This window comes from Pseudomonas sp. 15C (genome assembly GCF_055484735.1).
Genome location: NZ_JBUDGD010000021.1, coordinates 52,612 through 77,366 on the forward strand (window position 1 = coordinate 52,612; position 24,755 = coordinate 77,366).

The window sequence follows — 24,755 nt, forward strand, 5'->3', positions numbered from 1 at the left end:
AAATCGCCCCTATGAATACCGCCGTCAACGTCAACGTAGTGCATGAATCCGAAGCCCAGCGCCAGCACGCTCGCGTGAAAATCCCGGCCAAGCTGCGTTTCTTCGGCCCTGACCGGACTCCGGTCGAAGCGCGGGTATTGGACCTGTCGGCTGGCGGTCTGGCGTTCAACGCCGGGCAGATGCCGCTGACCATCGGCGAGGTGTACAAGGCGCGTCTGCAATTTGTCATCGACAACCTCGGCCTGGCCATGGACGTTGAACTGCAGGTGCGTTCCTTCGATCGCGCCACTGGCCGCGCCGGTTGCCAGTTCCAGAACCTCGAGCCGCAGGACATCTCCACCCTGCGCCACTTGATCACTTCGCACCTGGCCGGCGACATCGTCAGCATCGGCGAAGTGCTGGCGACCCTGCAGCGTGACAACTTCACCAAGGCGCGCAAGAACAAGAGCAACGACACCGGCATGACCGCGTTCGGCCGTCTGAAAGCGGTGACGTTCAGCGCCGGTATTTTCGCTGTCGGTCTGGTCGCAGCCGGTTTCATCTTCAAATCGGTGTACGGCATGTACTTCGTCAGCCACGCCCAGGCCGGTCTGGTCAGCGTGCCGGGGATGAACATCACCATGCCGCGTGACGGCACCGTGCAGAGCCTGGTCAAATCCGACGGCGTTGCCGCCAAAGGCGCGCCGCTGGCGACCTTCAGCACCAGCATGCTCGATGTGCTCAAGGGTCATCTGGCCGAAGACCAACTGGCCCCGGCCAAGGTTGAAGAACTGTTCGGCAAGCAAATGACCGGCACCCTGACCTCGCCGTGCGACTGCACCGTGGCCCAGCAACTGGTCGCCGACGGTCAGTACGCGAGCAAGGGTGACGTGATCTTCCAACTGGTGCCGCGCAACACCCAGGCCACCGTCGATGCGCGCTTCTCCTATCGCCAGTTCGGCGATGTGCGTCCGGGTACGCCAGTGAGCTTCCAGATCGCCGGCGAAGACAAGACCCGCACCGGCAAGATCGTCAGCAGCACCAGCTTGAAGAGCGCCGACCTGTCCTCCGACATCCGCGTGCAGATCCAGCCTGATGAGCCGCTCGACAGCAGCTTCGCCGGCCGCCCGGTGGAAGTGAACAGCGACCGTGGCCCGAACCTGAACTGGCTGATCGACAAAGCCATGGCTGCCGGTCTTTAAGTCGAGGACATGCCTGTGACTACTCCACCCATCCTGAAAACACCGCGATCCCTGTGGGAGCTGGCCTGCCAGCGATTGGATCAGCGCGGTACAGCTGAAACACCGCGTCGCCTGAATCGCCAGCAGGCTGGCTCCCACAAGGGATTGATGGTGTGCTCGCTGGCATTGGCAGTTTCTCTGGCCGGTTGCGCCGGTCTGCCCGACCAGCGTCTGGCCAACGAAGCGCTCAAGCGTGGCGACACCGCCACCGCTGCGCAGAACTACCAGCAACTGGCCGACCTGGGTTACAGCGAGGCGCAAGTCGGCCTGGCGGATATCCAGGTCGACAGCCGCGACCCGGCGCAAATGAAACAGGCCGAAGCGACTTACCGCGCCGCGGCCAGCGTGTCGCCGCGTGCCCAGGCCCGTCTCGGTCGTCTGCTGGTGGCCAAACCGGGCTCCACCGAAGCCGAGCACCACGAAGCTGAAACCCTGCTGAAAAAAGCCGCCGCCAATGGCGAAGGCAACACGTTGATCCCGCTGGCGATGCTGTATCTGCAATACCCGCACAGCTTCCCCAACATCAACGCTCAGCAGCAGATCGATCAGTGGCGCAAGGCCGGTTACCCGGAAGCCGGTCTGGCCCAGGTGCTGCTGTATCGCACCCAAGGCACCTACGACCAGCACCTGGATGACGTGGAAAAAATCTGCAAGGCCGCGCTCAACACCACCGATATCTGCTACGTCGAACTGGCCACCGTTTACCAGAAACGTGGCCAAGCGGACCAACAGGCCGAGCTGATCAAGCAGATGCGGGCCGGTTACAGCCGTGGCACCGTCACCGCCCAGCGCGTTGACTCGGTCGCCCGCGTGCTCGCCGATTCGACTCTGGGCAAGACTGACGAGAAAACCGCGCAGTCACTGCTCGAACCGATCGCTCCGGGCTACCCGGCGGCGTGGGTCAGCCTCGCGCAACTGCTCTACGATTTCCCGGAACTGGGCGACGTCGATCAGATGATGAAGTACCTGGACAACGGCCGCGCCGCCGACCAGCCACGCGCCGAGCTTTTGCTGGGCAAGGTCTACTACGAAGGCAAACTGGTCCCGGCCGACGCGAAAGTCGCCGAGGAACATTTCCAGAAAGCCGTGGGCCGTGAGGTCGCCGCCGATTACTACCTCGGCCAGATCTATCGCCGTGGCTACCTGGGCAAGGTCTATCCGCAGAAGGCCCTCGACCATTTGCTGACCGCTGCGCGCAACGGTCAGAACAGCGCCGACTTCGCCATTGCCCAACTGTTTTCCCAAGGCAAAGGCACCAAGCCCGACCCACTGAACGCCTACGTCTTCAGCCAATTGGCCAAGGCGCAAAACACTCCGCAAGCCGCTGAGCTGGCAGCGACCCTCGAGGCGCAGCTGCCGCCCGAGCGTCTGCCTGAAGCTCGCCGCCTGCTGCAACAAGAGCAAGCCAGCCGTGGCTCGCTGAACCCGAACACGCTGCAACTGCACGCCCTGCAAGAAGAAGACGGCGAGGAAAAACTATGAAGCTGAACCCATTCGTGAAGGCCGGCATTGGCCTCACTTTCGCGCTGATCTGGTCTTGCCCGACACTGGCCGCGATGACTGAAAGCAAGAACTTCGGCCTGGAAGTGAAACTCACCGGCCAGTCCGAAGACGACCGCGACCTCGGCACCGCCCGTGGCGGCGACGTCAACGGCGTCGGCCTTGATCTGCGTCCGTGGATCTACGGCGAAAGCGGCGCGTGGAGCGCCTACGCCATGGGCCAGGCGGTGACCTCGACCGACATCATCGAGACCGACACCCTGCAACAATCCGACGGTGCACAAACCACCGACAGCGGTGATCGCGAAACCAAGAAAAACTACCTGGCGATGCGCGAATTCTGGGTCGGCTACAGCGGCTTCACGCCCTATCCTGGCGAGATCCTCAAGTTCGGTCGCCAGCGTCTGCGCAATGACGACGGCCAATGGCGCGACACCAACATCGAAGCGCTGAACTGGACCTTCGACACCACCCTGCTGCGTGCCAACGCTGGTGTTGCCGAGCGCTTCAGCGAATACCGCACCGATTTGAAAGAGCTGGCGCCCAAAGACAAGGATCGCCTGCACGCCTACGCCGACGCCGCTTACCAGTGGACGCCGGGCCAGTGGGTCGGCATTCGCGGTCACCACACCCACGATGACGGCAAGCTCGATTACGCCGAACCGGGTGTAGCGCGTGATTCGCTGGACAAGACCGAGAACGGCGACATCAGCTGGATCGGCCTGACCGCTGACAGCGACGCCTACAACTGGCGCAACACCAACACCGTCAACTACTGGGGCAGCATCACCGGCATGAGCGGCGACCGTGACACGGTCAACGCGCTGAACGCCGATGGCAGCCGTCCTGCACAAGCCAAGCGCAGCGATGACATCAGCGGCTGGGCGGCCGATGTCGGTGTGCGTCTGCGCCTCGATCCGCAGTGGCAAGTCGGCGGTGCCTATGCCCGCGCCAGCGCCGATTACGAACAGAACGGTCTGGAGAGCAACCGCTCCAACTACACCGGTACTCGTTCGCGCGTACACCGTTTCGGTGAAGCGTTCCGCGGCGAAATGAACAACATGCAGACCGCGACCCTGTTCGGTTCGTGGATGGTCAACGACGAATACGACGCCAGCCTGATCTACCACAAGTTCTGGCGTGTCGACGGCAACAAGCCGGTGGGCAGCAACGGCATCAACGCCGTGGAAAACAACACCGACGACGTCACCGGCGCGATCCTTTCCAGCACCTCGCTGCCGCTTGAAGACGGCAACAAGGATCTGGGTCAGGAGATGGACCTGGTCGTCACCAAGTACTTCAAGCAGGGCCTGTTGCCAGCGGCGTTGAGCCAGTCGATCGACGAGCCTTCGGCGCTGGTGCGTTTCCGTGGCGGTGTGTTCAAGCCGGGCGATGCCTATGGCAGCCAGGTCGATTCGTACATGCACCGCGCATTCATCGACGTGATCTGGCGCTTCTGATGCAAACCGCCAAGGGAGTGCCCGACATGATCAGCACCAGAACAGGCTCACTCAGCCTGCTGGCCGGCGCGATGCTGCTGGCCAGCGCTGGCGCCTTTGCCAACGTGGAACCGGTCGCGCCCCAGGCGGGCAAGCCGGCCACTGTGACCAAAGAGCTGCAACAGGCCAAGACCTACACCGTCAGCAGCGCGCCGACCGAGGCGCTGCAACTGGCCAAACCGACCCTGCCTGACCTTTCCGGTTTCACCGCCGAAGCCGCTGCGGCGAAGATCGTGCGCAGCAAGCCGGGCAAGATCAGCGTGCGCCGGATGATGCAGGAAAACGCCCTGAAGGACTTCATCGGCGGCGATAACAAGATGGCCGAATGGGTGGTGCGTCAGCACGGCATCCCGCAGGCGATCTTCATCGACGACGGCTACATGAACCTCAAGGATCTGGCGAAGAAACTGCCCAAGCAGTACTTCAGCGAGACCGCTCCAGGCGTGTACCTGGCCAGACTGCCGATCGTGGTCGGCGAGAAAGGCATCCTCGAAATCGACGGTCAGACCCAGGAACTGCGTCTGTCCCAAGAGGCCGGTTCGTTCCTGGTCAACGACGGCCAATTGTTTGTGCGTGACACCAAAGTCACTGGCTGGCGCGAAAAGGAAAACGGCCCGGCAACCTTCCGTTCGCCGAAGGAATTCCGCCCGTTCCTGCTCGCCTGGGGCGGCACCGAGACCTACATCGTCAACAGCAAGATGGCCAGCTTCGGCTACGCCAACAGTAAGTCGTACGGGGTGAGTATTTCCCAGTACACGCCGAACATGGCCAAGGTGCTCAAGCGTCCTGAACCGACCGGCTGGATCGTCGGCTCCGAGTTCTCGGACATGTGGTACGGCTTCTACTGCTACGAAACCAGCGACTTTGTGGTCAAGGGCAACACCTACAAAGACAACATCGTCTACGGCATCGACCCGCACGACCGTTCGCACCGGCTGATCATTGCCGAGAACACCGTGTACGGCACGAAGAAGAAGCACGGGATCATTATTTCCCGTGAGGTCAACGACAGCTTCATCTTCAACAACAAGAGCTACGACAACAAGTTGTCGGGCCTGGTGATCGACCGTAACAGCATCAACAACATCATTGCCTACAACGAGATCTACAAGAACCACACCGACGGCATCACGCTCTATGAGTCTGCCGACAACCTGTTGTGGGGCAACAAGGTCATCAGCAACCGGCGTCACGGCATCCGTATTCGTAACAGCGTGAACATTCGCCTCTACGAAAACATCGCCATGGCCAACGGCCTGACCGGCGTCTACGGGCACATCAAGGACCTGACCGACACCGACCGTGACATCAAGCTCGACCCGTTCGATGCCCAGGTCTCGCTGATCGTCGTCGGCGGCGAACTGGCGGCCAATGGCAGCGGCCCGCTGTCGATCGATTCGCCGTTGAGTGTCGAGTTGTATCGCGTGTCGATGCTGGCGCCGACCAAATCCAGCGGCATCAGCTTCAACGGCATCCTCGGCGAGCGCCAGGATGAAATTCTCGACTTGCTGGTGCGCCAGCAGAAAGCCGTGCTGATCGACCCTGTCGAACGCCAGACCGAAATGCGGGACTGAGGATAATTTTTATGCACCCACACATGATCAAACTGCTCAGCCTCTCGGCCCTGACCCTTGGCATTCTCGCCGCCGGCAACGCGCGTGCCGACGCTGGCAGTGAAACGGCCGCGCCGCCGAAATTCACCGCCGAGCCATGCTGCAACCTGTGCCCGGCCGCCCATGACGCGAAGAACTACACCACGCGTTATCAGCAGAATTTCACCACACTGGTGCAGGCCCAGGGCGACTGGCTGTTCCGGACCCAGGAAGACCTGCGCACCGAGTTCAACACCACGCCGGCCGGCTACAAGCGCCTGCAGCAACTGCACGATGCGTTCAAGAGCAAAGGCGTCGAGCTGGTGATCGTTTACCAGCCGACCCGTGGCCTGGTGAACCGCAACAAGCTCAACCCGCAGGAAAAAGCCGCGTTCGATTACGAGAAAGCGCTGGGCAACTACAAGACCATGCTCGGCCGTTTCGCCAAGATGGGTTACGTGGTGCCGGACCTGTCGCCGCTGACCAACGAATCGCTGCCGGACACCCTGCCTGCCCACGATTTCTACTTCCGTGGCGACCAGCACTGGACGCCTTATGGTGCCCAGCGCACGGCAAAAATCGTCGCCGAGAAGGTCAAGCAGATCCCGGCCTTCGCCGACATTCCCAAGCGTGAGTTCGAGACCAAAAAGTCCGGGCGCATGGGCAAGACCGGCACCCTGCACAACATGGCCGGGCAACTGTGTGGCACCAGTTACGCGATCCAGTACATGGACCAGTTCACCACCGAGCCGAAAGGCGAAGCGGGTGACGGCGACCTGTTCGGCGATTCCGGCAATCCGCAGATCACTCTGGTCGGCACTTCGCACAGCGGCAAGAACTACAACTTCGCCGGTTTCCTCGAAGAAGCCATCGGCGCCGACATTCTCAACGTCGCCTTCCCCGGCGGCGGTTTTGAAGGTTCGATGCTGCAATACCTGGGCAGCGAGGAATTCCAGAAGTCGCCACCGAAGATTCTCATCTGGGAATTCTCGCCGCTGTATCGCCTCGACCAGGAAACCATCTATCGCCAGATGATGGCCTTGCTCGATAACGGCTGCGAAGGCAAAGACGCACAGATGACCGGCAGCGCCACGTTGAAGCCGGGCAGCAAACAGGAACTGATGGTCAACAGCAAGAACCTGAATCTGCAGAACGCCAACCATCAGGTCGACATCCGCTTCGCCGACACGTCGGTGAAAACCCTGCAAGCCACCCTCTGGTACATGAACGGTCGCCACGAGGACATCAAGATCGAGAAACCGGAAACCTCCGACACCGACGGTCGTTTCGCCTTTGAGCTGCGCACGGACGAAGACTGGGCCTCGCAAAACCTGCTGGCCGTTGAAGTCCAGGGGCCTGAAGCCAAGCCCGGCGCCGCGCCACAGAAAGTCGAAGCGAAAATCTGCAAACGCAACGTATTCCCGGGCGCCGGTCAACAGACCGCGCAGCTTGGGCAATGAGGTCTGCTATGCGAAATCGAACGATCAAACACCTGCTCGCGCCTTCCCTGCTGACCCTGGCGATGTTCGCCGGGGCCACCCAGGCCGCCGCGCCACTGCGTCCGCCACAGGGCTACTTCGCCCCGGTGGATAAATTCAAGAGCGGCGACAAAAGCGACGGTTGCGATGCGATGCCAGCGCCGTACACCGGGCCGCTGCAATTTCGCAGCAAATACGAAGGGTCGGACAAGGCCCGCGCGACGCTGAACGTGCAGTCGGAAAAAGCCTTTCGCGACACCACCAAAGACATCACCACGCTGGAGCGCGGCACCGCCAAGCGCGTCATGCAGTTCATGCGCGATGGTCGCCCGGAACAGCTCGAATGCACGCTGAACTGGCTGACCGCGTGGGCCAAGGCTGATGCCTTGATGTCGAAAGACTTCAACCACACCGGCAAGTCGATGCGCAAATGGGCGCTGGGCAGCATGGCGTCTTCGTACATTCGCCTGAAGTTCTCCGACTCGCATCCACTCGCGCAGCATCAGCAGGAAGCGCAGTTGATCGAGGCGTGGTTCAGCAAAATGGCCGATCAGGTGGTCAGCGACTGGGACAACCTGCCGCTGGAAAAAACCAACAACCACTCGTACTGGGCTGCCTGGTCGGTGATGGCCACCGCCGTCGCCACCAACCGCCGCGACCTGTTCGACTGGGCCGTGAAGGAATACAAGGTCGGCGTCAATCAGGTCGATGCCGACGGCTACCTGCCCAATGAGCTCAAGCGCCAGCAACGCGCCCTCGCCTATCACAACTACGCCCTGCCGCCACTGGCGATGATCGCCAGTTTCGCCCAGGTCAACGGGGTCGATCTGCGTCAGGAAAACAATTCAGCGCTCAAGCGTCTCGGTGATCGGGTGTTGTCCGGGGTGAAAGACCCGGATGAGTTCGAAGAGAAGAACGGCAAAGAGCAGGACATGACCGACCTGAAAGAGGACATGAAATTCGCCTGGCTCGAACCGTTCTGCACGCTCTACACCTGCGCGCCGGATGTGATCGAGAAGAAACGCGACATGCAACCGTTCAAGACCTTCCGCCTCGGCGGGGACCTGACCAAGGTTTATGACCCGTCTCATGAAAAGGGCAATAAGGGTTCCTGACAGGCGAAGAGCAAAAGCCCCTCACCCTAGCCCTCTTCCGGAGGGAGAGGGAACTGACCGAGGTGGCCATGCGAGTTACGCCGAAATGAAATACCGAGTCGTCGCAGGTTTTGAACAACTCGATTGGCGGCAAAAAGAAATACCGAGTCGATCTCCTTTTCTGAAAATCATGGAGATCAGGCTCCCTCTCCCTCCGGGAGAGGGCGGGGGGTGAGGGGCGCGGTCTGAAGGCCAGCCCCGACCTCAAGCAAACACTGTGTCACCCCTCCACTACCACGGGGGGTTTGGGGGGGCTTTGGCCCTTGACTGTTGGTTCAAACATGGAGAGATCGGGATGGTATTTTCATCCAACGTGTTCCTGTTTCTGTTCTTGCCGATCTTTCTCGGCTTGTACTACTTGAGCGGGCAACGCTATCGCAACCTGCTGCTGCTGATCGCCAGCTACGTGTTCTACGCCTGGTGGCGTGTGGACTTCCTTGCGCTGTTCGCGGCCGTCACGCTGTGGAACTACTGGATCGGCCTGAAAGTCGGCGCCGCCGGCGTCAGGACCAAACCGGCCCAGCGCTGGCTGCTGCTCGGCGTGGCTGTCGACCTGTGCATCCTTGGCTACTTCAAGTACGCCAACTTCGGTGTCGACAGCATCAACGCGATGATGACGTCGGTAGGTCTGGAGCCGTTCATCCTCACGCACGTGCTGTTGCCGATCGGTATTTCGTTCTACATCTTCGAATCGATCAGCTACATCATCGACGTGTACCGTGGTGACACCCCGGCGACGCGCAACCTGATCGACTTCGCAGCGTTCGTGGCGATCTTCCCGCACCTGATTGCGGGTCCGGTGCTGCGCTTCCGCGATCTGGCCGACCAGTTCAACAACCGCACGCACACCCTCGACAAATTCTCCGAGGGCTGCACCCGGTTCATGCAAGGTTTCATCAAGAAAGTCTTCATCGCCGACACCCTCGCCGTGGTTGCGGACCATTGCTTCGCCCTGCAAAACCCGACCACCGGCGATGCCTGGCTCGGCGCGCTGGCGTACACCGCGCAGCTGTACTTCGACTTCTCCGGTTACAGCGACATGGCCATCGGCCTGGGCTTGATGATGGGTTTCCGCTTCATGGAAAACTTCAAGCAGCCGTACATCAGCCAGTCGATCACCGAGTTCTGGCGCCGCTGGCACATCAGCCTGTCGACCTGGCTGCGTGACTATCTGTACATCACCCTCGGCGGTAACCGTAAAGGCACGCTGATGACCTATCGCAACCTGTTCCTGACCATGCTCCTGGGTGGTCTGTGGCACGGCGCGAACATCACTTACATCATCTGGGGCGCCTGGCACGGCATGTGGCTGGCGATCGAAAAAGCGCTGGGCCTGAACACTTCGCCGCGCAGCCTCAACCCGATCCGCTGGGCGCTGACCTTCCTGCTCGTGGTGATGGGCTGGGTGATCTTCCGTGCCGAGAACCTGCACGTTGCCGGGCGTATGTACGGCGCAATGTTCAGCTTCGGCGACTGGTCGCTGTCGGAACTCAATCAGGCCAGCCTGACCGGCCTGCAAGTGGCAACCCTGGTGGTGGCTTACGTAACCCTGGCGTTCTTTGGCCTGCGTGATCTGTACACCAATCAGCCACCGGCCAAGACCAAACCTGCGGTCAACGTCGAGGCCGATGGCCCGGCCACCGCAACGCCTGGAATGATCAAGGCAGCGCCTGGCGAAAACCCGGCGAGCATCCATGAACCTGGCTACACCGTCGGCGTCGAAGCCCAGGTGCAACCGGCCTACTGGACCGCTGACTGGTCGCGCTACGTGATGCGCGGGCTGATCCTGCTGTTGTTCATTGCCTCGATTCTCAAACTTTCGGCGCAAAGTTTCTCGCCGTTCCTTTACTTCCAGTTCTGAGGGATCTGACATGACCCGCTCATTACGCATCTTCTACATCGCCCTGTTCCTGGTGACGCTGTTGGTCCTCGGTCTGTGGTCGGTTCGCAGCTTCTTCGGCTTCAGCACCAACGCCGATGCGACGGTGCTCAACGGCCGCTGGGCCAAAGCGGTGGAAACCCACTACGACGATGAATTTCCGATCAAGCGTCTGGGCACCAACCTCTGGGCCGCGCTGGATTTCAAACTGTTCAACGAAGGTCGTCCGGGCGTGGTGCTCGGTCGCGATCAGTGGCTGTACAGCGACGAGGAATTCAACCCGATCGTCAACGAAGAGCTGAACCTGCAAGGCAACTACGCGCTGGTTGAAGGCGTGCGCCAGACCCTGAAAGACAAAGGCGTGAAACTGGTGATGGCGATCGTCCCTGCCAAGGCGCGCCTGTATCCGGAACATCTGGATGAGGTGAAACCTTCGAGCATCCACGAAAACCTATATCAGGATTTCCATGCTCGCGTTGCCGGCGACAAGATCCTCGCCCCTGACCTGCTCGGCCCGTTGCAACAGGCCAAGCAGAATGGTCAGCAAGTGTTCCTGCGCACCGACACCCACTGGACTCCGGAAGGCGCCGAGATCGCCGCCAACACCCTGGCCAAAACCATTGCCGAGAAATTCCCGCTCAGCGGTGAGCCGCAGCGCTTCGTCACCACGCCGGCCGAGAAAGTCACGCACAAGGGCGATCTGCGTCTGTTCCTGCCGCTCGATCCGCTGTTCGAAAACATGATGCCGGCGCCGGAGCCACTGCAGAAGCGCAACACCGTGGCCGCCGAGCAGCCTGCCGGTGACGACGCCCTGTTCGCCAACAGCGAAGTACCGGTCGCACTGATCGGCACCAGCTACAGCGCCAACCCGAACTGGAACTTCGTCGGTGCGCTGAAGCAAGCGCTGCACAGCGACGTGGTCAATTACGCCGAAGACGGCCATGGCCCGATCCTGCCGATGCTCAGCTACCTGAAAAGCGATGACTTCAAGAACAGCCCGCCACAGGTGCTGATCTGGGAGTTTCCTGAACGATATCTGCCTGTGAACAACGAAATCGGCGACGCCGACCCACAGTGGGTCGCAGAGCTCAAACAAGCCGGCGCCCGCCAACAAAACGTAGCCATCAACACTAAATCCGAGACGCCCGATCGGGCGCAAAACTGAAAGAGAGGTACACCATGACTTTCACTACTACTCCTCGTCGTCTCGCTAAAAGCTTCGCTCTGGTCGCTGGCCTCAGCGTGCTTTCCGTACCTGCCTTCGCCGGTGGCGACGCCGCGCTGTATGGCCCGACCGCACCGAAAGGCTCAACCTTCGTGCGCGTCTACAACGCCAGCAACGCTGAAGTCAGCGCCACCGTCGGCAGCACCAACCTGAGCGACATCGCGCCACTGGCCAGCAGCGATTTCAGCTTCATGCCGGGCGGCGACTACAGCGCCAAGGTCGGCAGCCAGACCCTGCCGGTGAAACTGGCCGGTGACCACTACTACACCCTGGTCAACAACGCTTCCGGCGCGCCGCAACTGATCGAAGAGCCGCCGTTCAAGAACAAGCAGAAATCCCTGGTTCGCGTGCAGAACCTCAGCGACAAGCCGCTGACCCTGAAGACCGCTGACGGCAAAACCGAAGTGGTGCCGAACGTGGCTGCCAAGGGCCGTGGCGAACGTGAAATCAACCCGGTGAAAGTCAGCCTGGCGCTGTACGAAGGAGACAAGAAAGTCGGCGACGTCAAACCCGTCGCTCTGGAGCGCGGTGAAGCAGCAGTGCTGTACGTCACCGGTAACGGCAGCAACCTGTCGCCAGTCTGGGTGAAACGCCCAGTGTCGACTCGCTAATCGCTCGAGCTATCAGCTACTGGCTTCAAGCTGCAAGTGAAGTGCTTCTAACTCACCACTTGCAGCTTGCAGCTCTCAACTGCATTTTATGGAGTAAACATTATGATTCCGGTGATCTTGTCAGGTGGTAGCGGTTCGCGTCTGTGGCCCCTGTCGCGTAAGCAGTTCCCTAAACAGTTCCTGGCCCTGACCGGCGAACACACACTGTTCCAGCAAACCCTGGAGCGCCTGGTGTTCGAAGGCATGGACACCCCCATCGTGGTCTGCAACAAGGATCACCGCTTCATCGTCAACGAGCAGTTGGCCAACCGCAATCTGGAATGCCAGCGCATCCTGATGGAACCGTTCGGCCGCAACACCGCACCGGCCGTGGCGCTGACCGCGATGATGCTGGTCAATGAAGGCCGTGACGAGTTGATGCTGGTGCTGCCGGCCGACCATGTTCTGGAAGACCAGAAAGCCCTGCAACGCGCGCTCGCCCTGGCCACCGTTGCCGCTGAAAATGGCGAAATGGTGCTGTTCGGCGTGCCGGCGACCAAACCGGAAACCGGTTACGGCTACATCAAGTCCACTGGCGATTCGCTGCTGCCGGAAGGCGTCAGCCGTGTCTCGCACTTCGTCGAAAAACCTGACGTCAAGCGCGCCACCGAATACGTCGAGTCCGGCGGTTACTACTGGAACAGCGGCATGTTCCTGTTCCGCGCCAGCCGCTTCCTCGAAGAACTGAAAAAGCACGATCCGGACATCTACGACACCTGCCTGCTGACCCTTGAGCGCAGCCAGCAGGACGCCGACACCGTGACCCTCGACGAAGCCACCTTCGCCTGCTGCCCGGACAACTCCATCGACTACTCGGTGATGGAAAAAACCCAGCGCGCCTGCGTCGTGCCGCTGACCGCTGGCTGGAGCGATGTCGGTTGCTGGTCGTCGCTGTGGGAAGTCAACGAGAAAGACGCCAACGGCAACGTCAGCAAAGGCGACGTGGTCATTCAGGACAGCAAGAACTGCATGATCCATGGCAACGGCAAACTGGTCTCGGTGATCGGTCTGGAAAACATCGTCGTGGTCGAAACCAAAGACGCCATGATGATTGCCCACAAGGACAAGGTTCAGGGCGTCAAGCAGATGGTCAACACGCTCAACGAGCAGGGCCGCAGCGAAACCCAGAACCACTGCGAAGTCTATCGTCCGTGGGGCTCGTACGACTCGGTGGACATGGGCGGGCGCTTCCAGGTCAAGCACATCTCGGTGAAGCCGGGCGCGTGCCTGTCGCTGCAGATGCACCACCACCGCGCCGAACACTGGATCGTGGTCAGCGGCACTGCCGAAGTGACCTGCGACGAAAACGTGTTCCTGCTCACCGAAAACCAGTCGACCTACATCCCGATCGCCTCGGTGCACCGTCTGCGCAACCCGGGCAAGATCCCACTGGAGATCATCGAAGTTCAGTCGGGTTCGTACCTGGGTGAGGACGACATCGAACGCTTCGAAGATATCTACGGTCGCTCCACCCCGATCGAACGCGGCGTGTCGGTCAAAACCATCGCGCAGTGATCGCTCGCTGAAACAAGAAGCCCCGTCCAGCCTACTGCGTCCCCTATCCGCAGAGGGTTGGGCGGGGTTTTTTCTGCTCCGTGTTCAGTCAACAACTCAACGTCGGAACTGCATGGCGAATACAGACAGCGAATCTGCGTTGCGTCGAGCAACGTTTTGCCGGACTTTTACTTGTCCGATGTAGGCATCTGCACGTTTTCGCGGCGACGTTGCCGGACTTTTACCCAATTTTTCCAAGACTGTATTCACTGCATTCTTGTAATGAGCAAGTGTACGGGCCTTAAAGGTGCTCTCATCAGGCGCGCTGCCCATGCTCTCGCGGGAGGACAAACGTCCAAGCAGAACGTAGTCATTAATTTCTTCCTTCGATGCGGCCCGCCCTTCCTCTCCAAAATTCAGATACATAAAGTCGTTTACAAAGTTCAGTGCGTTATTTCTACGCATGGCATGGGCGGCCTCATGAACCATTGTTCGTGCCTGAGAAACCCCGTGGCTACGCTCGATATAACTTTGGCTCACCCATATGAAATTCCCGTCATTGGCCGTATTGAACGCCAATGCATCCGCACCCGGAAGCTGATCGACAAGAACTACTTGCTGGTTGCGCTTGTCCAGCAACATCGTCATGAAAGACTTGATCTCCTGCATATCTGCCAGCAGCAGGGAAGTAAAACTGTCTTTTTCCCCCGCAGACGAGAAGTCATGCTCATCAAACATCATTGTTAAAATTTTCTGCGTGGAGGAGCTTAACGAAGGCTGCGACAACGCTTTCTCCGCATTTGTTACCCATTCAAGTCCTAACTCTAATGCTTCGCTCGTTGCCTCCCTTTGTGTTGCCGGGAATGAATCAAGTCCCTTGGAAATAATTTTAATATTCTTTTTTTTTGCAAAGGATTCCTGTTCATTCAAAACGTCATAACTACTCGTCCCATTTTCGTCATGACGGTTAATCGGGGAGTTCCTTAGCATCCGGAACACATTCAGGCCATCCACAATCCCTGCAGGATCAGGATTCAACCAGCGTTGCAACCAAGGCACGTAATAACGATATCCGTAGTAGTAAAGCCCCGTCGCATCGCGCTCCTTGCCTGAATAACGCACGGTTTTATAACTGACCTCGGGTTCATCGACCCATGCAGTCGCACCGGACGGATAGAAATGTTCGCGACTGATCAGGTTCGCCTCAGCGTCCAGCTCAATACTGGTCGAACCCAGATGATCGCTGAAACCGTATCGGTAGAGATCGTTGCTGCCCGTCGGTGGCGGGCTTTGCCAGTGCAGAACGCGGACACTGTTGAGGCCGGTCTGCACGGTGATGACTTGCAGGCTCTCGCCCGTGCCAGTGTTCGTACGCAACTCCAGCGCTGGCAAATAACGGACTTCCGCGAGCAGGCTGCGTGAATTTGTCAGCGATACCCCCGTTTTGCGTACACGTTGACCGGCGCCATCGTAGAGATAGCATTCACGATCATCGGCGTCTGATCTGCGTGATACGAGCACTACCCAATCCAGCTGATTACGCAGGTTCCATTGCAACTGGCGTCCCTGATCCAGCAACAGCAGATTGCCCCGTGCATCGAAAGCTGCGCCGATCGCTGCCTCATCGGGCGGCACACCATTTCGCCAGGGCAGGCAACGATTGCTGTAGCGCGCGGCCTGCAGATCATGACAGGGATTCTGTTCGCCAACGTGAATCAGCTTCAGCAGATTGCCGCCGGCATCGTAACGATAGTCCTGCGTGTAATTGGCCAGGGCTGTCGGCCCGCCTCCGGCGGCGCCTGCCTCCCAGCCAGAGGCGCGGGACAGCTGATAAAGACTGTCGTAGTGATAACGGCTGATCGGCTCGATGCGCTGGTTGGCGAACCAGCGCTCGGGCAATGCCTGGTCTTCGATACTCGTTACGTTACCCATCGGGTCGTAGGCATAGAGCAGATGCTGCAGCACATTGCCCAGCTTGTCCTGAACGTGGCGCGTGAGCAGGCGGCCGTCTTCGGGTCGATAGCTCAGCGCTGTCAGTACGCCGTTGCCCGCCGTCTCCTGAATGACTTGCCCCTGCGCGTTGTAACGAATATCGCTGACCACCGAATGGCTTTGGGCCTGAAGGTCCAGACGTACATCCACCCCGCGTAACCGCCCGTCCAGCGTCAGCGCGAACACCTGCCGGTGACCACGAGCATCGAGTTGTTCCAGCACAGATTGCAGCGGCGCATGACGCCATTGTGTGGTTGCCCCCTCGCGCTCGAGCAACTTCTGTCGATCGACGATGGCCTCGGGCCAATCCGCCGCGACCGGCTCAAGCGTGAAGTGACGGGTGTTTTCACTGCACTGCCCGGTGATCGCAAACTGCGTGAACAGAACACTGCCTCCCGGATCGTCATGGCGGATCAACTGACCGAACTGATTGCACTGCGCATCACCCGCACCGGGGCGGCCGTAGGCCAAACGTTCTGCACACCGCCGAGGCACGCCGGTGCCCTCTTCGAACACCGCGACCGGGCGCAGCAGATCGTCGTATTCAATTTCGCGGCGTGTGCCGCGGCTGTCCCAGTTGAACAGCGTCTCGCCAGCCAGACCCGGCAACTGGACCTGGACCCCCGCATCGGTGCTGTCCGAGCGCAGCGCACTATCGTTCAGAGCGTGGACTGAGGTGAGACTGGCAGGCGCCTGCGGGTCAGTCGCTTGCAGCGCCCAGAGTCGAGCATCCCATTGTTTGACCGCACGCCCGGCAACGTCGCGCAACGTCCGCTCGATTCGCAGCTCACTGGCCATTCCCGCATCGGCCCGCCAGTAATTGACCGTGAGGATGGCCAACCCGCACGGATCGTTCACGGCAAGCGATGGTGTTTTGCTGTGGATGCCCATAGTGCGTCAACGCCGCTGTGTGCCTTCGTGCATGGGACCAAGCGCGGCCCTGGATGCCTACTGTCAGAAATTACAGTCCCGACCAACGGTGCGCTTGACCGAGTCCCGAATACCCATCGCGCGAAGCCTTCGGTAGGATGGGCTCATTCCCCCCCTGGAGCGCTCAAGCATGTTCATCGGCATCCTGCTGGTCATCACCTGGCTGATTCTGCTGCTGCGCTATCCGGCCAAGGCCTTGCCGGTGTCGGTGGCCGCTGCCATCGGCCTGGGCTTCGTGGCGATGTGGGTGGTGTGGCTGGACAACCGCGAGATCAAGCAACTGGCGCGCCTGGAACTGCGCATGGCTTACGCTCCCGAGCAGTGCCCGGCCGACCGTCCGCTGCAATTGAAAATGAACAATGGCAACGATGTGCCGCTTACCGAACTGCGTTGGCGCATCGCCGCGTACGCGCCCGGCGATACGGTCAACCTGGCCGACAATCAGTACACTGCCCCACGCTATCGCGGTCCTGGCGAACTGCAGCCCGGCGCAACCTGGGAAGACTGCTTGCCACTGCCACCGCTACGCCCCGGCTATCGGCCACAAACCCTGGAATTTCGCGCCGAGCGATTGCAGGGTAGTTTCTCCGACTGACCTGTTTCTTAACTTTCTGCACAAGGAATGCGCTATGCCCGTTGCGTTGATTACCGGTTGCTCCAGCGGCATCGGCCGCGCCCTCGCCGACGCCTTCAAAGCGGCGGGTTACCAGGTCTGGGCCACTGCGCGCCGGGCCGAAGACGTGGCGACTTTAGCCAGCGCTGGCTTCACCGCCGTGCAACTCGACGTCAATGACAACGCTGCGCTGGAACAACTTGGCGAGCGCATCAGCCGCGAGCATGGCGGTCTCGACGTGCTGATCAACAACGCCGGTTACGGCGCGATGGGTCCGCTGCTCGACGGCGGCGTGGCGGCCATGCAGCGGCAGTTCGAGACCAATGTGTTTTCGATTGTCGGCGTCACTCGCGCACTGTTTCCGGTGCTGCGCCGGGCCAAAGGATTGGTGGTGAATATCGGCAGTGTGTCCGGTGTACTGGTCACGCCATTTGCCGGTGCCTATTGCGCGTCGAAAGCGGCGGTACATGCATTAAGCGATGCCTTGCGCATGGAACTGGCGCCGTTCGGTATCCGTGTAATGGAAGTTCAGCCCGGCGCGATTGAGTCGAGTTTCGCGAAAAATGCCGGGCATGAAGCCGAGCAGTTGATCAACGAGCAATCGCCGTGGTTTCCGTTGCGTGAAGGCATTCGGGCGCGGGCCAGGGCCTCGCAGGACAAACCGACCCCGGCCGCAGAGTTTGCTGCGGTGTTGTTGAAGGCCGTGCAGCAGAGCAAACCGCCGCGGTTGATCCGCATAGGCAATGGCAGCCGGGCGTTGCCTTTGTTGGCGGCGATGTTGCCGAAGGGGTTGCTGGAGTCGACTTTGATGAAGCGCTTCGGCTTGCGCGCAAAACTCTGAGGCCGCGTTGCTCCCATCGCCAGCAGGCTGGCTCCCACAGGAATTCCCGGGTCGCTGAAATCCCCGTGAGAGCGAGCCTGCTCGCGACGGGGGATGACTCGGTCTGTCAGAGGTCCGCGGTGGCTTGGTTCACCACCACCGTGCAAGTAATCCCCGCCGCCAGCAACACCCCTTCCGGCACCTCATCAATGTGAATCCGCACCGGCACCCGTTGGGCCAGGCGCACCCAGTTGAACGTCGGGTTGACATCGGCGATCAGCTCGCGACTTTCCGGGTTGTCACGGTCGTAGATGCCGCGTGAAATGCTCTCCACATGGCCCTTGAGCACTTCGCCGCTCATCAACTGCATATCGGCCTTGTCGCCGACTTTCACATGCGGCAGTTTGGTCTCCTCGAAGAAGCCGTAGACCCAGAACGAATTCATGTCGACCACGGCCATTTTCGCCTCGCCGATACGCGCATAGTCGCCGCGATGCACGTTGAGGTTGGTCACGTAGCCGTCCACCGCCGCGCGCACTTCGGTGCGTTTGAGGTTGAGTTCGGCGGCTTCCAGTTGCGCTTGCGCGTGTTGATAATCGGCGAGTGCTGCGTCGGCGATGTTACTCGCGTCGTCGCGGTTTTCCTTGGAGATCACCAGATTGTCGAGGTCGGCCCGGCGATGCGCGTTGACCTTGCGCATCTCCCATGTCGACTTGCGCGCAGCGACCAGCGACTGCGCCTGTTTCACTGCGATGCGGTAATGCTCGGGGTCGATGCGCATCAGCAGATCGCCCTTCTTCACCAACTGATTGTCACGCACCGGCACCTCGACCACTTCGCCGGTGACATCGGCGGCGACATTGATGATGTCGGCGCGGACGCGGCCGTCGCGAGTCCACGGCGTGTTCATGTAGTGCTGCCACAACGTGCGGCCGATCCACAGCGCCAGAGCCAGCACCAGCAGGGTTGCGAGCAGGCTGAAAAACTTTTTCATCAATGCCTTCTTTTAGCGAGAGTCAACGGTAAACCGTCAGCGCCATCGCGCCGAACAGACAGGTAAACAGGCTCAGACGCAGCAGCGCCGGGTGCCAGAAAAAGCGGTACAGATCGAACCCCGAAAGAAACCGGTCGAGCGCCCAGGCCAGCGCCGCAGCAATGAAAAACATCAGTGTCATGGTCGGCATGTACACGCCGTGGAAAGCGATTTCACGAGGCACGGGCAGGTCCTTCGGGGCGGGCGATGGCGTATTCGGCGAGCGGAGATTGCGGGTCGAGCAGCGAGGTGCGGATGAAGTGCAGATAGCTCTTCACCCGCCGCAGCGCCGAGGTATCGAAGTGTGGCGCGAACGGCTCGTCGGTGGCCGCGACGCGGCTGATCGCATGGTCGACGGCAACCAGCGCACGCTCCAGATTGCTCGAGTTGGGTTGCAGAAACAGCCGCACCAGCGCCCGGCCCATCACGCGGATTGCCTGACGCCACGGCTGCGATTCGGCGTAGGCCGGATGCACCGGCAGAATCGCCTGTTCCTTGCGCAGTTCGATGATCGCGTGACCGACTTCCAGCACTACGAACATCCAGCGCAGCAGATTTTGCTGCACCTTCGGCTGGCCGGCGGCGAGACCATAGGCCTGATGCAGCAAGTCGCGGGTGCGGCTTTCGAAACTCGAGGCCAGGCCTTTGAGTTTGCCGCTGATCGCGTAGACCACTTGTTCGCGCAGATCCTGCTCCAGCCGTTGCCACAACCAGCGACTGTTCGGCGGCAGAATAATCGCCCCCGCCGCCGCGCAGACGAGCATGCCCATGACCATGGCGATGTAGTCGTTGATGAAGTTGTAGGGGTTGTAGATCGTCAGGTTGTCCGGCACTGATCCGGTGCTGAAAAAGATCAACAAACCGAGGCCGACCCCAGCATATTGGGGCCGCGAGGTGAGGAACGAACCGAGCACGATCACCGGGGCGAGCATCACGCACAGCAGTGGGAAACCGTCGATCAGCGGGAACAGGAAAAACATCTCGACGAAGCCGACCAACGCACCAAGAAACGTCCCGCAGGCCATCTGGAACGCCATGCGTTTGGGGTTCGGCGTCGCTGCGGACAAGCCCACGGTGGCGGCGGCAATCAGGGTCATCGTCGCGCCACTTGGCCACGCGGTGGCGACCCAATAACTGCCCAGCAACAGCAGAATGAACGAAGCCCGAATCCCGGAAGCGGCGGCCGCCCACCAGTTGGTCTGCGGTGTGAACGGCTCGTCCCAGCGCTCGCGTTCGTGGCGGTGCTCGGCGAGGGAGGCATGGGTCTGGGCGTAGCCGTGCAGGTCATCGACGAAGCGATAAAGCAATTCGTACGCGGTGTGGAAATCCAGTTGTTCGGCCTCGCTTGGCGCGGTCTCCTGAAACAGCCCGCGCAGGGTGCGCACCCGCGCCGGCAAACCTTCCTTGTAGATCGCCAGCGCTGTCGCCAGACGTGCGGCATCGGGGCTGGTCAGGGCACGGCCGCTGAAACCGTCGAGCACTTCGGCAAGGTCCTGCAGACCCGGTTTGATCGCCGCGACCACATGTTCCTCGCCATTGCCGCGCAAGCGTTCAAGCAACTGGTGCAGGGCGTTGAAGCGCGTGGTGACGCCCATGAATTCGCTGTTCAAACGGCTCAGCCGACCATTGCGCCGGCGCATGTGCGGGTCTTCGAACACAGTCACGCTGCGCAGCCCTTCCAAGCCCACGGCTTCGGCAATGAAGCGCACGTTACTGGCCTCGAAGGCTTCGGCCTGGCTGCGCCCGCGCAGGCCGTCGGTGACGAACAGGGCAAACACCCCGAAGCGCTGATACAAGGCATTGCGCATGGCGGCGCTGGCAGTCTGCGGCAGGATCGCCGCGCTGATCAGGGTGGCGCAGAGAATCCCCAGCGAGATCTCCAGCACACGCCACACTGCCGCCATGAACGCGCCGTCCGGGTGCGCCAGCGCTGGCAAACCGACCATCGCCGCGGTGTAACCGGCCAGCACGAAACCGTACGCGCGAAAGTTACGGCAACGCGCCGCACCGGCCGAGCAGATGCCGACCCAGATCGCCAGCGAGCCGAGGAACAATTCGGTGTTCTGCGCAAATAAAGCGATCAGCGTGACCATCATTGCCGACCCGGCCAGTGTGCCGAGAAAGCGATAAAAACTCTTGGCGAACACCTGACCGCTCTGCGGCTGCATGACGATGAACACGGTGATCATCGCCGTGCGCGGTTGCGGCAGTTCCAGACGCATCGCCAGCCACAAGGTCAGGAACGCGGCGATCAACACCTTGAAAATGTAGACCCAGGTCACGCCATCGCTGCGCGCCCAGTCAAAGAAACCGCGGCGCCATTCCAAGGCGTAGAGCCAGCGTATGCGAGCGGGCAAAGGCGTCATTGGTAGTACTCAAAATAATCAGGCAAAACGCGGCCCCTGCAGGAGTGAGCCTGCTCGCGATAGCGATTTCACATTCAACAAATCTGTCGGCTGATACACCGCTATCGCGAGCAGGCTCACTCCTACAAGGGGATGTGTGTTCAACGCAGCAGTGCCGGGGTTTTCGGCGCCAGGGTCTGCTCGGCACTTGGCACATCGCTGCCGGCACCGAGGCCACCGCCCAACGCCGTCACCAGTTCGGCATGTGCACTCAACCGCGCCGCCTGCACCTGCTGTTGCACCTGCTGCTGTTTGAACAGCAAGGTCTGCGCGTTGAGCACGTTGAGGTAATCGGTGAGGCCGCGCTGGTAAGCGATCATCGCGATGTCGTAAGTCTTCTGCGCCGTGGCCACCGACTCGGCGGCGAAGCCCTGCTGCTTGTCCATCGACTCGCGGCGGATCAACTGGTCGGAGATGTTTTTCAGCGCGTTGATCAGCGTCTGGTTGTAGTGCGCCACGGCAATGTCGTAACCGGCCGAGGCTTCGCCCAACTCGGCTCGCAATCGCCCGCCATCGAAGATCGGCAATGAAATCGCCGGGCCGACGTTGTAGTTGAGCTTCTTGCCAGTCAGAAACTCCAGCGCGCCGCCACCGGTGGCCATGTAACCAAGGCTGCCGACCAGATCGACGTTGGGGTAAAAACCGCCATGAGCGACATCGATGCCGCGCGCCTGCGCCGCCACTTGCCAGCGACTGGCGACCACGTCGGGACGCTGGCCGAGCAGTTCGGCGGGCAAGGCCGAAGGCAATTTCAACGCTGCACCGAGCGACAGAGTTGGGCGCTGCAATTGCGCGCCGTCACCCGGTCCTTTGCCGGCGAGCGCGGCAATCTGATTGCGACTCAGGGCGATCTCTTCGTCCAGCGCATCGAGCTGGCGATGGGTTTCCGGCAACGGCGTTTCGGCCTGGCTGACTTCGAAGTGCGTGCCGATGCCGCCGTCCAGGCGTTTCTGCGCCAGATCGACAATCTGCTGTTGCTGCGCCAGCGTCGCCGCGACGATGTCGCGCTGGGCGTAATGCAGCGACAGCTCGATGTAGGCGCGCACGATGTTGCTCTGCAATTCCAATTGCGCCAGCCGCGCCTCGGCGACGCTCATGTGCGCCAGATCCACCGCGCGCTCACTGGCATTGCTTTCACGGCCCCAGAGGTCGAGTGCATAGCTGAAACCCAGCGCGGCGTTGTTGTCCCAGGTCGTCGTGTTGGCCAGCTCGCCGGGGCCATAAAACTGATCCGTCGGCCAATTGTGCCGTTTGAGCGTCGACTCGCCATTGACCTGCAACGACTCGGCCGCCTCGGCGACACCGGCCAGCGCCTTGGCCTGGCGCACACGCGCGGCGGCCATGGCCATCGTCGGGCTGCCTTGCACGGCGAGGTCGATCCAGTGGTTGAGTTGCGGGTCGCCGTAGGCTTGCCACCACTGTGCAGTGGGCCAATGCGCATCTTTGGCGGCGTGGGCAATGGCCTCGTCGGTGGCCAGCGAATTGGCCGCCAGTGCCTCGCTGTGCGGGGCGATTCCTTGCGTTGAGATGCAGCCGCCAAGACCCAGGGTGAAAGCCAGAACACTGAGCGACAAAAGCGCTCTGTTGATGCGACGCGGCACAGCTGCGAATTCCTGAAAAGGGGATAAACCGGGACTGTGTGGTAGCGAGACTGCTCGCGAAAGCAGCACTTGGGTTCGGACTGAACAACCGGCCTGTGCGCCTCGACTGTCACAACGGCGCAATTCTAGGGGGGCGCCTTTACGGCGATAAGCTGGGTTTTCTGTGAATCTTTGTTACGGTTAACGCGATAATCCTTAAGTCTGGGGTCTCAGCCCCTGAAACTTCGTGTCACAATTTGCCATCTCCCTTGAGAGCACCCCATGGACACTTTGCAAAACATGCGCGCCTTCAGTTGCGTCGCCGAAGCCGGCAGCTTCACCGCCGCGGCAGTGCAACTCGACACCACCACCGCCAACGTCTCGCGCGCGGTTTCCAACCTCGAAGCCCACCTGCAAACCCGCCTGCTCAACCGCACCACGCGGCGCATCGCCCTCACCGAGGCCGGCAAACGCTACCTGCTGCGCTGCGAGCAGATCCTCGCCTACGTCGAGGAGGCCGAGGCCGAAGCCAGCGACGCCCACGCCCGCCCCGCCGGGCAGTTGAAAGTGCACACCATGACCGGCATCGGCCAGCACTTCGTCATCGACGCCATCGCCCGCTATCGCAAGACCCACCCGGACGTGACCTTCGACCTGACCATGGCCAACCGCGTGCCGGACCTGCTCGACGAAGGCTATGACGTGTCCATCGTGCTCGCCAGCGAACTGCCGGATTCGGGTTTCGTCTCGCAACGCCTGGGCATCACCTACAGCATCGTCTGCGCCTCACCGGCCTACGTAAAAGCCAACGGCGCCGCGCAAAAACCCAGCGACCTGCTCAACCACGCCTGCCTGCGCCTGGTCAGCCCGGTGATCCCCCTGGAAAAATGGGCCTTCGACGGCCCGGACGGCCAGGAAATGGTCACGATCAACAGCTCGCCGTTTCTGGTGAACTCCGCCGACGCCATGAAAACCGCGATCATCAGCGGCATGGGCGTGGGCGTACTGCCGGTGTACGCCGCCATCGAAGGCTTGCGCAACGGCACGCTGGTGCGAGTGATGCCGAACTACCGCTCGCAAGAGCTGAACCTGTATGCGATCTACCCGTCGCGGCAGTACCTGGATGCGAAGATCAAAACGTGGGTCGAATATCTGCGCGGCTCGTTGCCGGAAATATTGGCAGCGCATCAGGCGGAACTGGCGGCGTATGAGTTGAGCGGAAGTCTGGCTGGCGCACGGGTTGCGAACTGATCTTCAGACGTATCGCGTTAGATCATCGCTGCTGGCGAAACTGGCAGTGAATCGGATGCGGGATAATCACGAAATCCACCAATACCACGTACAACTGAAAAGCCCCTCACCCTAACCCTCTCCCGGAGGGAGAGGGGACTGACCGTGGTGACTTGGAGAGATACGCCAACTTGGGATACCGAGTCGTACTCAAGTTCTGAACGGCCCACGAATCGGCTCCCTCTCCCTCGGGAGAGGGCTGGGGTGAGGGGCAGCCACACCACAAAACCAGAGCCAGCCGCCACGCTTCTAACCACTCAACAATGAGCGTTAGCTCGCGTGCTCTTGATCTTGCCTAACCGGCGACATCGGAAGGCTGAGTGGAGGGATTGATCCGGGCGTGGGAGCGCAGCGACCGTACGACGAAGTCGTACACAGCGGAAGTAGGTGCAGCGAAGCAA

18 protein-coding genes are annotated in these 24,755 nt (G+C 60.8%); 13 read left to right on the plus strand and 5 right to left on the minus strand.

Annotated elements, in window-relative coordinates:
• Positions 1-11: 11 nt before the first annotated feature.
• The 10 genes from ACYYKW_RS13450 to ACYYKW_RS13495 all read left to right on the plus strand — a co-directional run bounded on the left by ACYYKW_RS13450 (position 12) and on the right by ACYYKW_RS13495 (position 13,712).
• On the plus strand, positions 12-1,181 hold the full coding sequence (locus ACYYKW_RS13450) for an alginate biosynthesis protein Alg44 (protein ID WP_090281864.1): 1,170 nt from the start codon (positions 12-14) through the stop codon (positions 1,179-1,181).
• Positions 1,182-1,190: 9 nt separating this feature from the next.
• The gene (gene algK / locus ACYYKW_RS13455; protein ID WP_464990345.1) at positions 1,191-2,702 is read left to right on the plus strand and encodes an alginate biosynthesis TPR repeat lipoprotein AlgK; all 1,512 of its coding nucleotides are present in this window, start codon (positions 1,191-1,193) and stop codon (positions 2,700-2,702) included.
• Positions 2,699-4,180: an alginate export family protein gene (locus tag ACYYKW_RS13460; protein ID WP_090281862.1), complete on the plus strand. Its 1,482-nt coding sequence runs from the start codon at positions 2,699-2,701 to the stop codon at positions 4,178-4,180. The genes algK and ACYYKW_RS13460 overlap by 4 nt, the downstream gene beginning before the upstream one ends.
• Positions 4,181-4,206: 26 nt before the next feature.
• Complete coding sequence (gene algG, locus ACYYKW_RS13465) at positions 4,207-5,793, plus strand: mannuronan 5-epimerase AlgG (protein WP_090288431.1); 1,587 nt, start codon at positions 4,207-4,209, stop codon at positions 5,791-5,793.
• 11 nt (positions 5,794-5,804) lie between these two features.
• The gene (locus ACYYKW_RS13470; protein WP_090281861.1) at positions 5,805-7,271 is read left to right on the plus strand and encodes an alginate O-acetyltransferase; all 1,467 of its coding nucleotides are present in this window, start codon (positions 5,805-5,807) and stop codon (positions 7,269-7,271) included.
• Positions 7,272-7,279: 8 nt separating this feature from the next.
• On the plus strand, positions 7,280-8,404 hold the full coding sequence (locus ACYYKW_RS13475; protein WP_093104574.1) for a mannuronate-specific alginate lyase: 1,125 nt from the start codon (positions 7,280-7,282) through the stop codon (positions 8,402-8,404).
• A 334-nt stretch (positions 8,405-8,738) separates the two neighbouring features.
• On the plus strand, positions 8,739-10,304 hold the full coding sequence (locus ACYYKW_RS13480; protein ID WP_090281859.1) for an MBOAT family O-acyltransferase: 1,566 nt from the start codon (positions 8,739-8,741) through the stop codon (positions 10,302-10,304).
• A 10-nt stretch (positions 10,305-10,314) separates the two neighbouring features.
• Positions 10,315-11,487, plus strand: coding sequence for an alginate O-acetyltransferase (locus ACYYKW_RS13485; protein ID WP_093104575.1), 1,173 nt, complete (start codon positions 10,315-10,317; stop codon positions 11,485-11,487).
• Between the two features lie 14 nt (positions 11,488-11,501).
• The gene (locus ACYYKW_RS13490) at positions 11,502-12,158 is read left to right on the plus strand and encodes an alginate O-acetyltransferase AlgF (protein WP_016771605.1); all 657 of its coding nucleotides are present in this window, start codon (positions 11,502-11,504) and stop codon (positions 12,156-12,158) included.
• Between the two features lie 102 nt (positions 12,159-12,260).
• Entirely contained in the window at positions 12,261-13,712 is a 1,452-nt protein-coding gene (locus ACYYKW_RS13495; protein WP_090281856.1) for a mannose-1-phosphate guanylyltransferase/mannose-6-phosphate isomerase, read from the plus strand.
• Positions 13,713-13,808: 96 nt separating this feature from the next.
• Here the strand turns inward: ACYYKW_RS13495 and ACYYKW_RS13500 are convergent, their stop codons facing one another.
• Positions 13,809-16,574 carry an RHS repeat domain-containing protein gene (locus tag ACYYKW_RS13500; RefSeq protein WP_464990346.1) on the minus strand — a complete coding sequence of 922 codons (2,766 nt, stop codon included), beginning with the start codon at positions 16,572-16,574 and terminating at the stop codon, positions 13,809-13,811.
• A gap of 169 nt (positions 16,575-16,743) precedes the next feature.
• Between ACYYKW_RS13500 and ACYYKW_RS13505 the strand changes: the two genes are divergently transcribed.
• Both ACYYKW_RS13505 and ACYYKW_RS13510 read left to right on the plus strand, forming a co-directional pair.
• Positions 16,744-17,208, plus strand: a complete 465-nt coding sequence (locus ACYYKW_RS13505; RefSeq protein WP_090281855.1) for a multidrug transporter — start codon at positions 16,744-16,746, stop codon at positions 17,206-17,208.
• A 34-nt stretch (positions 17,209-17,242) separates the two neighbouring features.
• Positions 17,243-18,067: an SDR family oxidoreductase gene (locus ACYYKW_RS13510; protein WP_464990347.1), complete on the plus strand. Its 825-nt coding sequence runs from the start codon at positions 17,243-17,245 to the stop codon at positions 18,065-18,067.
• 106 nt (positions 18,068-18,173) lie between these two features.
• On the opposite strand, the gene ACYYKW_RS13515 is transcribed toward ACYYKW_RS13510, so the two are convergent.
• From ACYYKW_RS13515 to ACYYKW_RS13530, 4 genes are all read right to left on the minus strand, one after another.
• Complete coding sequence (locus tag ACYYKW_RS13515) at positions 18,174-19,040, minus strand: efflux RND transporter periplasmic adaptor subunit (protein WP_090281853.1); 867 nt, start codon at positions 19,038-19,040, stop codon at positions 18,174-18,176.
• 22 nt (positions 19,041-19,062) lie between these two features.
• Positions 19,063-19,263 (minus strand): DUF1656 domain-containing protein, encoded by a 201-nt coding sequence (locus ACYYKW_RS13520; RefSeq protein ID WP_015096751.1) that lies wholly within the window; start codon positions 19,261-19,263, stop codon positions 19,063-19,065.
• Positions 19,253-21,445, minus strand: coding sequence for an FUSC family protein (locus tag ACYYKW_RS13525; RefSeq protein WP_464990348.1), 2,193 nt, complete (start codon positions 21,443-21,445; stop codon positions 19,253-19,255). Before ACYYKW_RS13525 ends, ACYYKW_RS13520 begins: the two co-directional genes overlap by 11 nt.
• Before the next feature lie 140 nt (positions 21,446-21,585).
• Positions 21,586-23,085: an efflux transporter outer membrane subunit gene (locus ACYYKW_RS13530; RefSeq protein WP_464990349.1), complete on the minus strand. Its 1,500-nt coding sequence runs from the start codon at positions 23,083-23,085 to the stop codon at positions 21,586-21,588.
• A gap of 261 nt (positions 23,086-23,346) precedes the next feature.
• On the opposite strand from ACYYKW_RS13530, the gene ACYYKW_RS13535 reads away from it, so the two are divergent.
• Positions 23,347-24,315, plus strand: a complete 969-nt coding sequence (locus ACYYKW_RS13535) for a LysR family transcriptional regulator (RefSeq protein ID WP_090281850.1) — start codon at positions 23,347-23,349, stop codon at positions 24,313-24,315.
• The last annotated feature ends 440 nt before the right edge of the window (positions 24,316-24,755 follow it).

Coding starts and splice junctions, on each gene's coding strand:
- ACYYKW_RS13450 (WP_090281864.1), top strand. CDS start 12: ATGAATACCGCCGTCAACGTCAACGTAGTGCATGAATCCGAAGCCCAG.
- algK (WP_464990345.1), top strand. CDS start 1,191: ATGCCTGTGACTACTCCACCCATCCTGAAAACACCGCGATCCCTGTGG.
- ACYYKW_RS13460 (WP_090281862.1), top strand. CDS start 2,699: ATGAAGCTGAACCCATTCGTGAAGGCCGGCATTGGCCTCACTTTCGCG.
- algG (WP_090288431.1), top strand. CDS start 4,207: ATGATCAGCACCAGAACAGGCTCACTCAGCCTGCTGGCCGGCGCGATG.
- ACYYKW_RS13470 (WP_090281861.1), top strand. CDS start 5,805: ATGCACCCACACATGATCAAACTGCTCAGCCTCTCGGCCCTGACCCTT.
- ACYYKW_RS13475 (WP_093104574.1), top strand. CDS start 7,280: ATGCGAAATCGAACGATCAAACACCTGCTCGCGCCTTCCCTGCTGACC.
- ACYYKW_RS13480 (WP_090281859.1), top strand. CDS start 8,739: ATGGTATTTTCATCCAACGTGTTCCTGTTTCTGTTCTTGCCGATCTTT.
- ACYYKW_RS13485 (WP_093104575.1), top strand. CDS start 10,315: ATGACCCGCTCATTACGCATCTTCTACATCGCCCTGTTCCTGGTGACG.
- ACYYKW_RS13490 (WP_016771605.1), top strand. CDS start 11,502: ATGACTTTCACTACTACTCCTCGTCGTCTCGCTAAAAGCTTCGCTCTG.
- ACYYKW_RS13495 (WP_090281856.1), top strand. CDS start 12,261: ATGATTCCGGTGATCTTGTCAGGTGGTAGCGGTTCGCGTCTGTGGCCC.
- ACYYKW_RS13500 (WP_464990346.1), bottom strand. CDS start 16,574: ATGGGCATCCACAGCAAAACACCATCGCTTGCCGTGAACGATCCGTGC.
- ACYYKW_RS13505 (WP_090281855.1), top strand. CDS start 16,744: ATGTTCATCGGCATCCTGCTGGTCATCACCTGGCTGATTCTGCTGCTG.
- ACYYKW_RS13510 (WP_464990347.1), top strand. CDS start 17,243: ATGCCCGTTGCGTTGATTACCGGTTGCTCCAGCGGCATCGGCCGCGCC.
- ACYYKW_RS13515 (WP_090281853.1), bottom strand. CDS start 19,040: ATGAAAAAGTTTTTCAGCCTGCTCGCAACCCTGCTGGTGCTGGCTCTG.
- ACYYKW_RS13525 (WP_464990348.1), bottom strand. CDS start 21,445: ATGACGCCTTTGCCCGCTCGCATACGCTGGCTCTACGCCTTGGAATGG.
- ACYYKW_RS13535 (WP_090281850.1), top strand. CDS start 23,347: ATGGACACTTTGCAAAACATGCGCGCCTTCAGTTGCGTCGCCGAAGCC.